The sequence below is a fragment of the Amycolatopsis sp. CA-230715 genome (assembly GCF_018736145.1).
Classification (GTDB): domain Bacteria; phylum Actinomycetota; class Actinomycetes; order Mycobacteriales; family Pseudonocardiaceae; genus Amycolatopsis.
In genome coordinates, this window is sequence record NZ_CP059997.1 from 6,042,351 (window position 1) to 6,054,829 (window position 12,479).

Annotated in this window: 11 protein-coding genes; 7 read left to right on the forward strand and 4 right to left on the reverse strand. The window is 68.4% G+C overall.

All coding sequences use genetic code 11. The annotated features are described in order from the left end of the window. Nucleotides 1-40 precede the first annotated feature (40 nt). The 3 genes from HUW46_RS29065 to HUW46_RS29075 all read right to left on the reverse strand — a co-directional run bounded on the left by HUW46_RS29065 (nt 41) and on the right by HUW46_RS29075 (nt 2,128). Nucleotides 41-886 carry a DUF222 domain-containing protein gene (locus HUW46_RS29065; protein WP_215541964.1) on the reverse strand — a complete coding sequence of 282 codons (846 nt, stop codon included), beginning with the start codon at nt 884-886 and terminating at the stop codon, nt 41-43. A gap of 88 nt (nt 887-974) precedes the next feature. Then, nucleotides 975-1,475 (reverse strand): hypothetical protein, encoded by a 501-nt coding sequence (locus HUW46_RS29070; protein WP_215541965.1) that lies wholly within the window; start codon nt 1,473-1,475, stop codon nt 975-977. A gap of 62 nt (nt 1,476-1,537) precedes the next feature. Continuing rightward, complete coding sequence (locus HUW46_RS29075) at nt 1,538-2,128, reverse strand: SACE_7040 family transcriptional regulator (RefSeq protein ID WP_215541966.1); 591 nt, start codon at nt 2,126-2,128, stop codon at nt 1,538-1,540. A 157-nt stretch (nt 2,129-2,285) separates the two neighbouring features. On the opposite strand from HUW46_RS29075, the gene HUW46_RS29080 reads away from it, so the two are divergent. The 7 genes from HUW46_RS29080 to HUW46_RS29110 all read left to right on the forward strand — a co-directional run bounded on the left by HUW46_RS29080 (nt 2,286) and on the right by HUW46_RS29110 (nt 11,174). Beyond that, nucleotides 2,286-3,089, forward strand: coding sequence for an SGNH/GDSL hydrolase family protein (locus HUW46_RS29080; protein ID WP_215541967.1), 804 nt, complete (start codon nt 2,286-2,288; stop codon nt 3,087-3,089). Between the two features lie 173 nt (nt 3,090-3,262). Next, the gene (locus HUW46_RS29085) at nt 3,263-4,876 is read left to right on the forward strand and encodes a carboxyl transferase domain-containing protein (protein WP_215541968.1); all 1,614 of its coding nucleotides are present in this window, start codon (nt 3,263-3,265) and stop codon (nt 4,874-4,876) included. Nucleotides 4,877-4,878: 2 nt separating this feature from the next. Continuing rightward, nucleotides 4,879-6,855 carry an acetyl/propionyl/methylcrotonyl-CoA carboxylase subunit alpha gene (locus HUW46_RS29090; RefSeq protein WP_215541969.1) on the forward strand — a complete coding sequence of 659 codons (1,977 nt, stop codon included), beginning with the start codon at nt 4,879-4,881 and terminating at the stop codon, nt 6,853-6,855. Next, nucleotides 6,852-8,006, forward strand: coding sequence for an acyl-CoA dehydrogenase family protein (locus HUW46_RS29095; protein WP_215541970.1), 1,155 nt, complete (start codon nt 6,852-6,854; stop codon nt 8,004-8,006). The genes HUW46_RS29090 and HUW46_RS29095 overlap by 4 nt, the downstream gene beginning before the upstream one ends. A 79-nt stretch (nt 8,007-8,085) precedes the next feature. Further along, on the forward strand, nt 8,086-8,856 hold the full coding sequence (gene map / locus HUW46_RS29100; RefSeq protein WP_215541971.1) for a type I methionyl aminopeptidase: 771 nt from the start codon (nt 8,086-8,088) through the stop codon (nt 8,854-8,856). A 139-nt stretch (nt 8,857-8,995) separates the two neighbouring features. Then, nucleotides 8,996-9,856, forward strand: coding sequence for an SDR family oxidoreductase (locus HUW46_RS29105; protein WP_215541972.1), 861 nt, complete (start codon nt 8,996-8,998; stop codon nt 9,854-9,856). Nucleotides 9,857-10,109: 253 nt separating this feature from the next. Next, on the forward strand, nt 10,110-11,174 hold the full coding sequence (locus HUW46_RS29110; RefSeq protein ID WP_215541973.1) for an alpha/beta fold hydrolase: 1,065 nt from the start codon (nt 10,110-10,112) through the stop codon (nt 11,172-11,174). Here the strand turns inward: HUW46_RS29110 and HUW46_RS29115 are convergent. Beyond that, the gene (locus tag HUW46_RS29115) at nt 11,164-12,390 is read right to left on the reverse strand and encodes an MFS transporter (RefSeq protein WP_215541974.1); all 1,227 of its coding nucleotides are present in this window, start codon (nt 12,388-12,390) and stop codon (nt 11,164-11,166) included. The genes HUW46_RS29110 and HUW46_RS29115 overlap by 11 nt on opposite strands. Nucleotides 12,391-12,479: the final 89 nt, after the last annotated feature.

Here is a 12,479-nt window from a genome sequence, read left to right on the forward strand (position 1 = left end):
CCGAACAACATAGCTGGTGTCGAGCTGCGGTCGCGTCTGGCTAGAGCCAGTAACCCGGAGTGTGTGCCTCTTTGTGCAGGCGCATGACCTTCGGGGCGCTGGATGTCGGTGGCGCTCCGCTTCTTCCGGTGAACCGGCTCGGCCCCGAAGGACCTCCCGGCCTGCGCCCGTCGCCTTTGCGGGTGCGTTTCCCGCCAAGGATCTCCTGCAGGCGAAGCAACCTGGGAGGACGTCCGGTGGGAGGGTTCGTCGCCAGCGCCACGCCGACCAGACATCGTTTGACCAGTGCGTCGGCTCGCAACTGATCGAGCGTTCGCGAGTCGCCCTGTTTCTTCGCGGTGCGGGCATCCTCGTCGCAAGCGTTGTACAGCGCCAGCGCTTGTTCCATCGGCAACCGCGCGACCAAGGACGAGGACGCATGATCGCGGTGGATGATGCGCAGCATCCGCTGTGCGCGCCGGATCCGCCTACGCTCCTCGTACCCCTGCCGATCGATCTGCAGGACGAGCGAGTTCACGACCCGGCGCAGCTCGCTGGGGTTCTTCCCGGCAATCCGTTCGACGACGAGCGCGTCCACTTCCCGCGCTTTCACCTCCTCCAGGTAGGACGTTGCCTCGAATACTTTCGAGGCCTTGTACTCGTCCAGCAGCCCCGCCTCCATCGCGGCCAGTGTGTGCGGCAGGTACGTCGTCAGGGCGAGTGCGAGACCGACCCGTCTGTCCGCCGCGCTTTTCGTGATACGCGAGGCCTTCGCGATCCGATCGACCGCTCTTCGCCGCCCCACCTTGTGCGCGATATGCGCTATCGCGCGCAGTCTCCGAGCATGCGACCGGGCCTCGATCGCATCCTCTTCCAGCAGAATGTCCATTGCGTCTGAAAGTTCCACGAATCGACTGTAACCCGGGGTGCCGACTCAGTCGAACACTTGTTTGTGCGAATGGAAGATTTGTGCGAAAAAATTTCCGGGAGGGGGCTCAGTCCGCCACGGCCTCGGAGATCCAGGGGGCGACCGGGAGGTCGCGCTCCAGGCATTCGGTCGACAACCGCACGGTCCAGCGCAAGGCCTGCAGCACCAGGCTGTCCACCTCGTCCGGGGCGGCGTTGGCCAGCGCGATCTCCACCTGCTCCACGGCTGCCTCGGTGTTCCCGTGCACTTCGGCCAGCAAGGTGCGGACTGCGGTGCGCACCGGTGGGTCCGCTTGATCGATGGAGACTTCCTCGCCGTCTTCGTCGAACACCTGCACCTTGACCGGCGCGCTGCCCCCGTCGCCCAGCGTGGCCACCATCTGGCTGCATTCGCCGAACAGGAGCAGCATCAGCGCGCGCGTTTCGGCGGACCGGTCGTCGTCTTCGACCGCCGAAGGCGCGACCTCGTCCAACGCCTCGTCGTCCTCGCCGAGTTGCATAGCGACGAGGGCACGCTGTGCCTTCTCGACGAGCTTCTGCTGCTCGCCACCGCTGCTGTCGGGCTCCACGTGCCTATCAAACACCAGTGACTGGTTTTGGCACAGTGGCGTCGGCAGGACACCCGATCGCGTTACCCCGCGGCTCGCAGAGCGCCCAACGCCAGCCTGCCCAGGAGATCCGCGAGGTCGCCCTCACCGAGGTAACGGTTGTAGGGCGTGGAGTTGATCAGGCCGAACACGGCGTGCGCCGCCGAGCGGGCTTCCGCCTCGCCGACGCCGGGCACCGCCGCCGAGATCGCGCCGACCCACACCTCGACATAGCGGCGTTGCAGCGCGCGAACCTGCCTGCGATCGGCATCGGTGAGGTTGGCGAGGTTGCGCTCCTGGACCGTGATGAGCGACGGGTGGGAGAGCGCGAAGTCGACGTGGAACCGGACGAGTTCGCTGAGCGTGGTGTCCGGGTCTTCCGCGGCCGCTGCCCTGGCCGTCCCGCCATCGAGGAGGAACCGGCTGATCGTGCCCAGCATCTCGCCGAGCATCGCGTCCTTGCTGCGGAAGTGGCGGTATAGCGCGGGCCCCGAGATGCCGACCGCGGCGCCGATGTCGTCGATGCCGACACCGTGGAAGCCGTGCCTGGCGAACAGTTCGGCCGCTGCGGCCAGGATCTGCTCCCGGCGGCTGGCCTTCTCGCCGTGGGCGAGCGGGGTCGGGGAGGTCGGCATTTTCCCATCATATGCGGCAAAGTTAGCGATCGCTAACCTTATTTTCCCGACCGATGGCTTGAGCCACACGGGTTACCTGTGCTGTGATTCGGCCAACGTTGCCCATCCACGTGGTACTGATACTTCGCGTTTATCCATTACTGAGGGGTGTCAGACCATGTCCGTCCCTGCTCGGATCACCTCACGACGATCGTTGGCGGCCATCGCGGTCGCCATGTTGGCTGCGCTCGGCATGGCCACGCCGGCGTCAGCCGTCCAAGCCACGACCTATGCCGCGCTTGGCGATTCCTACTCCTCGGGAGTCGGCGCCGGTGATTACGGCGACTCCGGAGCTTGCAAGCGCAGCGCGAACGCGTACCCGAATCTTTGGGCGAAGGCCCACTCCGGCACCGAGTTGACCTTCGTCGCCTGTTCCGGCGCGCGCACGCCGGACGTGCTCAAGCAGGCGGACTCCGTCAAGTCCGGAACCAACCTGATCACGGTCTCGGTCGGCGGGAACGACGCCGGGTTCGTCGACGTGATCACGAAGTGCACGCTCGGCTCGGACCAGGACTGCCAGAACCGCGTCAACACGGCGAAGGACTACGCCACCAAGACGTTGCCGGGTCTGCTCGACGGCGTGTACTCGAAGCTGAAGTCGAAGGCGCCCAACGCGAAGCTGGTGGTGGTCGGGTACCCGCGTATCTACAAGGTGCCCGGTTCGTGCAACGTCGGGCTCAGTGACGCGAAGCGCACCGCGATCAACTCGGGGTCCGACGCCTTGGCTTCGGTGATTTCCGCCCGCGCCTCGGCGGCGGGCGCCAAGTTCGTCGACGTCCGCGGTCCGTTCACCGGCCACGAGATCTGCTCGGGCGACTGGTGGCTGAACAGCCTCACCTGGCCGGTGGACGAGTCGTACCACCCCAACAAGGCCGGTCAGGCCAAGGGTTATCTTCCGGCGCTCACCTCAGCCGCTGGCTGAGCCCTGCACCGGGCGCGGAAAGAAGGGAGCTCCCCGTCGGGGGCTCCCTTCTTTCGTGTCGCGCTCGTTCGCCTCCACTGGACGTCTTGGTTAGCGCTCGCTAACATCGGGCTCGTAGTTAACGACTACTAACCTGACTTCCGCAGGCCTGAGCCGCGGAGGACGAGGAGCCCATGGACACGCCGGTTCTCACCACCACCGCGGACCCTCGCGGTGACGACTACGCGCGCAGCGCCGCGGCCCACGCCGAACTCGTCGAGGACCTCACGAAACGGCTCGAAACCGCGCGCCTCGGAGGTCCGGAGAAGTCGCGAATCCGCCACATCGAACGCGGGAAGCTCCTTCCCCGCGACCGGGTCGACGCGTTGCTCGATCCCGGGTCGCCGTTCCTCGAGCTGTCCCCGCTCGCGGCGAACGGGCTCTACGGCGACGAGGCACCGGCGGCGGGCATCATCACCGGCATCGGCCGGGTGTCGGGCCGCGAATGCGTGATCGTCGCGAACGACGCCACGGTGAAGGGCGGAACCTACTACCCGCTGACCGTCAAGAAGCACCTGCGCGCGCAGGAAGTCGCGCTGCACAACAACCTTCCGTGCCTCTACCTCGTCGACTCGGGCGGCGCCTTCCTGCCACGCCAGGACGAGGTGTTCCCCGACCGCGAGCACTTCGGCCGCATCTTCTTCAACCAGGCGACCATGTCGGCGCGGGGGATCCCGCAGATCGCGGCCGTGCTCGGCTCCTGCACCGCGGGCGGCGCGTACGTGCCCGCGATGAGTGATGAAGCGGTCATCGTGCGCAATCAAGGCACGATCTTCCTTGGCGGACCGCCATTGGTGAAGGCCGCCACGGGTGAGGTCGTGACGGCCGAAGAGCTGGGCGGTGGCGACGTCCACGCGCGTTCGTCCGGTGTCACCGACCACCTCGCGGTGGACGACGCGCACGCCCTGCGCATCGTCCGGTCGATCGTGTCGACGCTCGGCCCGCGGGCGCCGAGGCCGTGGGACGTGCTGCCCACGGTGGAACCCGCGATCGACCCCGGCCAGCTCTACGGCGTGGTACCGACCGATTCGCGCACCCCTTACGACGTTCGCGAAGTGATCGCCAGGATCGTCGACGGCAGCAGGTTCGGCGAGTTCAAGAAGGAGTACGGTTCGACGCTCGTCACCGGATTCGCGCGCGTCCACGGCCATCCGGTCGGGATCGTGGCGAACAACGGCGTGCTGTTCGCGGAGTCGGCCATGAAGGGCGCCCACTTCATCGAACTGTGCGACAGGCGCTCGATCCCGCTGTTGTTCCTGCAGAACATCACCGGGTTCATGGTCGGCAAGGCCTACGAGGCGGGCGGAATCGCCAAGCACGGCGCGAAAATGGTGACGGCGGTGGCCTGCGCGCGGGTGCCGAAGCTGACCGTGATCATCGGCGGTTCGTTCGGCGCGGGCAACTACTCGATGTGCGGGCGTGCCTATTCGCCGCGGTTCCTGTGGATGTGGCCGAACGCCCGCATTTCGGTGATGGGCGGCGAGCAGGCGGCTTCGGTGCTGTCGACCGTCCGCCGCGACGCGATCGAAGCGCACGGCGACGAGTGGTCCGCCGATGCCGAAGAGGCGTTCAAGGACCCGATCCGGCAGCAGTACGAGGAGCAGGGAAGCCCCTACTACTCGACGGCGCGGCTTTGGGACGACGGTGTCATCGACCCCGCCGACACCCGCACGGTGGTGGGTCTCGCACTGTCCGCGGCGGCGAACGCGCCGTTGGAACCGGTCAACTACGGCGTCTTCAGGATGTGAGCATGTTCGACACGGTTTTGGTCGCGAACCGCGGCGAGATCGCGGTCAGGGTCATCCGGTCCCTGCGCGCCATGGGGATCCGCTCGGTCGCGGTGTACAGCGACGCGGACGCGGATGCCCGGCACGTCGCCGAGGCGGACACAGCCGTCCGCATCGGCCCGGCGGAGGCTGCCGAGAGCTACCTGTCCATCCCCGCGATCGTGGACGCCGCACGGGAAACCGGCGCGCGTGCGGTGCACCCCGGGTACGGGTTCCTTTCCGAGAACGTCGAGTTCGCACGAGCCTGCGCGGAAGCCGGGATCACGTTCATCGGCCCGCCGGTGGACGCGATCAACGCGATGGGCGACAAGATCAGGGCGAAGGCCACGGTGTCCGCGGCCGGGGTGCCGGTCGTTCCGGGCACTTCGGACGTCGACATCCCGGAGGGCGGGTTCGCCGCGGCCGCGGCCGCGGTCGGTTACCCGTTGCTGCTCAAGCCGTCCGCCGGTGGCGGCGGCAAGGGCATGCGGCTGGTCGAGTCGGCTGGCGAGCTGGACGCCGCCGCCGAATCGGCGCGCCGCGAGGCGAAGAACGCGTTCGGCGACGAAACGCTGCTGCTGGAACGGTTCGTCACCACGCCGCGGCACATCGAGATCCAGGTCCTCGCGGACGGCCACGGGAACGTGATCCACCTCGGTGAGCGCGAGTGCAGCCTGCAGCGCCGCCATCAGAAGATCATCGAGGAAGCGCCGTCGGTGCTGCTCGACGAACAGACGCGCGCGCGGATGGGTGCGTCGGCGGTCGAGGCGGCGCGATCGGTCGGGTATATAGGTGCCGGAACCGTCGAGTTCATCGTGTCCTCGCGGGTTCCGGACGAGTTCTTCTTCATGGAGATGAACACGCGCTTGCAGGTGGAGCACCCGGTCACCGAGCTGGTCACGGGCCTGGACCTGGTCGAGTGGCAGGTGCGGATCGCGGCGGGCGAGCACCTCACCGTCATGCAGGACGACCTGCGCCTGAACGGGCACGCCGTCGAAGCGCGGGTGTACGCGGAGGACCCGGCGCGCGGGTTCATCCCGACCGGTGGCACGGTGCTCGCGCTGCACGAGCCCGGCGGCGTCCGGGTCGATTCATGGCTCGACGAGGGCGCGGTGATCGGTTCGCACTACGACCCGATGCTGGCGAAGGTCATCGCGTGGGGCGAGGATCGCGGAGCGGCGCTGCGCAGGCTCGACCGCGCGCTCGCCGACACGGCGGTGCTCGGGCTCGGCACGAACGTGGCGTTCCTGCGCGGGTTGCTCGCGGACGAGGAGGTGCGTGCCGGCCGACTGGACACCGAGCTCGTGGCGCGCCGGATCGATTCGCTCGTATCAGCGACGGTGCCCGAGGAGTTCTTTGTCGCCGCGGCGCTGGACCGGTTGCTCGCGTTGCAACCAACGGCACCGGTCACGGATCCGTGGGACGTGCCGAACGGATGGCGTCTCGGCGCCCGTGGCGGGGTGACGTTCCGGCTGCATTCCGGTGATGACGAATCCGTGGTGCGTATCGAAGGAGCGCCGTCGGACGCGGAGGTCGTCGTCGGCGATGGTGGCCCGATCCGGGTTTCCGCGCGATGGCAGGACGACGAGCTGCAGGTGCACACCCCCGGCGGCCTTCGCCGTTACCGCAGGGCGCTCGCGGACGGCGGCATCCTGTGGTTGGCGCGCGACGGTCGCTCCTTCTCGTTCGCCGAACGCGACACCGTGCAGCTGGCGCACGGCGATGCCGTCGACGCGGGTCCGGTGAAGAGCCCGATGCCGGGAAGCGTCCTCGTGGTGAAGGTCGCGCGTGGCGACGCGGTGAGCGCGGGAACGCCGCTCATGGTCGTCGAGGCGATGAAGATGGAGCACACGATCACCGCGCCCGTCGACGGCGTGGTTTCCGAACTGCACGTCCGGGCCGGCCAACAGGTCGCGCTGGACGAACCGCTTGCCATGGTGATCCCAGAGGAGCAGACATGATCGACTTCCGGTTGGACGAGGAGTACGAAACACTCCGCAAGACCGTCGAGGAGTTCGCGCGGTCCGAAGTGGCACCGGTGATCGGCGGCTTCTACGAACGCGAAGAGTTCCCGTACGAAATCGTCGCGAAGATGGGCGAGATGGGCCTGTTCGGCCTGCCGTTCCCCGAGTCGTTCGGCGGCATGGGCGGCGACTACTTCGCGCTGTGCCTCGTGCTGGAAGAACTCGCCCGTGTCGATTCCTCGGTCGCGATCACCGTCGAGGCGGGCGTCTCGCTCGGTGCGATGCCGATCTACCGGTTCGGCACCGCCGAGCAGAAGGAGCGCTGGCTTCCCGCGCTGTGCACGGGCGAGGCGCTCGGTGCGTTCGGCTTGACCGAGCCCGGTGGCGGTTCCGACGCGGGCGCGACCCGCACTCGCGCGGCGCTCGACGGGGACGAGTGGGTGATCAACGGCAGCAAGTCGTTCATCACGAACTCGGGCACGGACATCACGAAGCTGGTCACGGTCACCGCGGTCACCGATGTGAAGGAGAACGGCCGCAAGGAGATCTCCGCGATCATCGTGCCGTCCGGGACACCCGGTTTCGCCGTGGCGCCGAAGTACTCGAAGGTCGGCTGGAACTGTTCGGACACGCACGAGCTTTCGTTCGACGACGTCCGCGTCCCCGCCGAGAACCTGGTCGGCGAGCGCGGCAGGGGGTACGCGCAGTTCCTGTCGATCCTGGACGAGGGCAGGGTGGCGATCGCCGCGGTGGGTGTCGGGCTCGCGCAGGGGTGCGTGGACGAGTGCCTGCGCTACGTCGGCGAGCGCGAGGCGTTCGGCCACAAGATCGGCGCCTACCAGGCGATCCAGTTCAAGATCGCGGACATGGAGATCAGGGCGCATACCGCGCGGCTGGCCTACTACGCGGCCGCGTCGAAGATGTTGCGCGGTGAGCCGTTCAAGCACGAGGCCGCGATCGCGAAGCTGGTTTCGTCGAACGCCGCGATGGACAACGCGCGCGACGCGACCCAGATCTTCGGCGGGTACGGCTTCATGAACGAGTTCCCGGTCGGCCGGTTCTACCGCGACGCGAAGATCCTCGAGATCGGGGAGGGCACGAGCGAGGTCCAGCGCATGCTGATCTCCCGGCACCTGGGCTTGAAGTGATCGGGCTCGGCGTGAACTGACTTGCCGGGAGCCGGTGTGCTAGAGATAACGGTATAGGTATCCCGGTAGGAGTGACGGCGTGATCGAGACCAAGACCGGCGGCGAACTGGACGCGATGCGCGCGGCGGGGCGCGTCGTCGCACGCGCGCTGGAGACAGTGCGTGGCGCGGCCGCCATCGGGGTGAGCCTGCGAGAACTGGACGAGGTCGCGGCGGGTGTGATCGCCGAGGAGGGCGCGAAGTCGTCGTTCCTCGGCTACCACCCGGCCTGGGCACCGTCGCCGTACCCGGGTGTGCTGTGCACGAGCGTGAACGACGCGGTGGTGCACGGCATCCCCACCGGGTACCGGCTTCGCGACGGCGACCTGGTGAGCGTCGACTTCGGCGCCTCGATCGACGGCTGGCACGGCGACGCGGCGATCAGTTTCGTCGTGGGCACCGCGGATCCGGCCGACCTGCGCCTCATCGGCACCACCGCCGAAGCGCTCGCCGCCGGGATCGCGCAGATGCGCGAGGGCAACCGGCTCGGAGACATCGGGGCCGCGGTGAGCGTGATCGGAAGGCGCGCCGGGTACGGCCTGCTCGCCGAGCACGGCGGCCACGGCATCGGCAAGGCGATGCACGAAGCGCCGCACGTGCCGAACGAGGCGCGCCCCGGTACCGGGGCGCCGCTGCGCGCGGGCATGGTGCTGGCGATCGAGCCGATGTTCCACGCGGGCGGTCGCGACGGCTACCGGCGCGACGACGACGGCTGGACGCTGCACACGGCGAACGGCAGCAGGGCCGCGCACGTCGAGCACACCGTGGCGATCACGCCGGACGGCCCCGAGATCTTCACCGTCCTGCCCTGACGTTTTCCGAGGCGGGCTGGTGCTCGGAGACCCGTCGGGGCACGATTCACCTGACCGCTGGGTCGACATCCTTTCCGGTGGGGAGCACCATGATGGGCAACCAGTTGGCGTTACGCCAATAGTGGGAGGGATGCCCGTCATGGCACGCACGGAACGCCTGCTCAGCGGCAAGGTCATCGTCATCACCGGCGGCGCGCGAGGGATCGGCGCCACGACCGCCGCGGCGCTCGCCTGGCTCGGTGCGAAAGTCGCCATCGGGGACCTCGACCAAGCGCTCGCCGAGAAGACCGCGGGCGAACTGGGCGGCGAAGCCCTCGCACTGCCGCTCGACGTCACCGACACCGCCGGGTTCACGGCGTTCCTCGACGAGGTCGAGCGCCGTCTCGGTCCCATCGACGTGCTGATCAACAACGCCGGCATCATGCCGCTGTCCCGGCTCGAGGACGAGGACGACGCGTCGACGCGGCGTCAGCTCGAGATCAACCTGCACGCCGTGGTCCACGGGACGCGCGAGGCGGTCCGCCGGATGCGTCCGCGCGGGCGCGGGCACATCGTCAACGTTGCCTCCATGGCCGGTAAAGCGGGTTTTCCCGGCGGCGCTACCTATTGCGCCACGAAGCACGGCGTGGTCGGCCTGTCCGAAGCGGTGCACCTCGAACTGCACGGCAGCGGCGTCGACGTGTCGTGCGTGATGCCCGCGATCGTGCGGACCGAGCTGGCCAGCGGTCTCGGCGAGACGAAGATGATCAAGTCGGTTCGTCCGGAGGACGTCGCCGACGCCATCGTCGCCGTGCTGAAGCGGCCTCGGTTCGACGTGTACGTGCCGCGGTCGCTGGACGCGACGGGCCGGATCACGAGGCTGCTGCCGCGGCGGTTCGGGGAGTGGCTGATCAGGACGCTCGGCGCGGACACGGTGCTCGCGTCCGCGGCGCATTCCAGCGCTCGCGCGGAGTACGAAGCGAGGGCGGCCGGAAGCGCTCCCGGTGCCGAAGGGGACTAGGTCCTCCTGCACCGTGGCGAAGGTCATTCTCGCTCAGTGAGAGCCGAAAAGGCTTCACTGAGCGAGAATCCGGGCCGGGCCGTCGAGCTGAACAGCGTTCATCCGGCGCTTTCCCCGCCGGGAAGCCGGTTTCCGCCGTCGAGTTCGGACACTCCGAAGTGGACCGCTTGCCGGGTGCTTGCCGGAGTGGCCTGTTGAGTCGGCGCCCCGCGTCGGGAGAAGATGCGCGGAACGACTTTCGCAGGAGGAACGCATGGCAACACCCCCGGCTCGGCTTGCGGCCGCGGCGTCGAACGTGGTCGGCAAGGTCCTGCACGGCGGTGTCGCCGATCTTCGCCCGGTGCCGAGGGTGCTCGTGGACCAGGGGCCGAACCGGTCGCTGTACCGGCTCACCACCGGCAACGGGAAGCCCGCCCCGCAAGGGCCGCCGGTGCTGCTCGTGCCGCCGCTCGCGGCGCCCGCGCTGTGCTTCGACCTCCGCCGCGGCTGCAGCCTCGCCGAACACCTCGTGGACGGCGACACCCGCACGTACCTCGTCGACTACGGCAACGTCGCCTTCTCCGACCGCAAACTCGGCGTCGAGCACTGGATCGACGAAGTGCTGCCGCGCGCGATCCGGAAGGTCAGCGAAGACTCCGGCGGCCAGGGCGTGCACGTCGTCGCCTGGTGCCTCGGCGGCATCTTCTCGCTGCTCACCGCCGCCGACCAGCCGGATCTGCCGATCGACTCGATCGCCACCATCGCCGCGCCGTTCGACTTCACCGCGATCCCGCTCATCGCCCCGTTCCGGCCACTGGTGGACCTTACCGGCGGGCACCTGCTGACGCCGGTCTACCGGGTGCTCGGCGGCGCGCCGTCGGCGATCGTGAGCAGGGTGTTCCGGGCGACCGGGCTGAACAAGGAGATCACCAAGCCGATCGCGATACTGAAGAACCTGGACGACCGCGACTTCCTCGCCCAGATCGAAGCGGTCAACCACTTCATGGACAACATGATCGCCTACCCCGGCCGCACCTTCGGCCAGCTCTACCACCGGTTCTTCCGGTCGAACGACCTCGCCGAGGGCACCGTCGACCTCAACGGCCGCATCATCTCGCTCACCGGCGTCAAGGTGCCGACGCTGGTGATCGCGGGGCAGAACGACACGATCGCGCCGCGCGCCGCCGTCGAGCGGGTGGTGGAGCTGCTCGAAAACGCGCCGTCGGTCGACTTCCGCACCGCGCCGGGCGGTCACCTCGGCGTGCTGACCGGCCGCAAGGCGAGAGGCACGACCTGGCGCTACCTCGACGAGTTCCTGGCGGCGCAGGTCACCGCCTGAGCCCGGCATTCCTGAGCTGGGCACCGCGGAACTGGCGCCACGACAGGAACGTGGTCGCGGCCAGGATCACGCCGCTCGTGACGAAGATGGTGCGGACGCCGAAGGCCGCGCCCGCGGTCCCCGCGAAAGCCATGGACAGCACGGAAACCAGGCCGGGCACGATCGACATCAGCCCGATGAACCGGCCCATCAACGCGTTGTCGACCGAGGTCTGCGTGAGCGCGCCGATCCCGGTCTGCACAGCGACCGTCAGCAGCCCGAACACGAAGTAGACCGCGAGCAGTTCGACCACCGTCGTCGCGACGGCGATCGTCGCGAGCAGGACCGCGAGCACGGCCATGCCGGTGAGGATCAGGGCCCGGGGTTTGCCCCGTTTCGCGAGGACCGCGAGCACCGCGCCGCCGAGGATCGTGCCCACCGTGTCACCAGCCTGGACGGGGCCGATCCAGCTGGTGGAGATGTGCAGGGTGTCGACGACGTACGGAGTCAGCAGCACTGCCATCGGGCTCAGTGCGAACGTCAGCGCGCTGAACACGAGCAGCAGTGCCCGAAGGGTCGGCGAGGTGCGGACGGCGCGCAGGCCTTCGGCGATCGCGGCGAAGGTCGACGGGTGTTCGGCGTCCGGTTCGGGCTCGGTCCGCCGGATCGTCAGGATCAGCGCGGCGGAGCAGGCGAACGTCGCGGCGTCGATCGCGAACGACAGCCAGTAGGTGTGCCAGACGCCGACGAGGACACCGGCGAGCGTGGTGCCGGCCAGCTCACCGACGACGGTGGTCGTCTGGATCAGCGAATTCGCGCGGACCTGGTCGTCCGCGGGCACGATCACCTGCATCAGCGCGGCGCGCGCGGGATTGAAGAACGTGCCGACCGCGGCCTGCAGGAACGCGATCAGGTAGATCGTGACCAGCGCCGGTCCCGCGAACGCGAGCGCGGCGAGCAGGATCGCCCTCGCGAGATCGCTCGCGATCATCACCCGCCTCCGGTCCCATCTGTCCACAAAGGATCCGGAGAGCAGGCCGATCACGATCGCGGGCACGGCGAGCGCGATGGTGAGGCCGCCGACCGCGGCGACCGAATGGGTTCGTTCGGTGATCAGCAGGACGAGGGTCAGCGTGGTCAGCGCGTCGCCGAGGGTGGAAACGGACTGCGCTGTCCACAGCGCGAGGAAGCGGGGGTTCCGGCCGATCGCCGGAATCCGGGCAGCGAGGGACGCCACGGCTTTTCCTCCGTGTGAAATGGGCTGAACGTGCAGCAGGAATGTTTTCGAGAAACTGCGCGATCTTCAAAAGAATTCGCTGTTTCGGG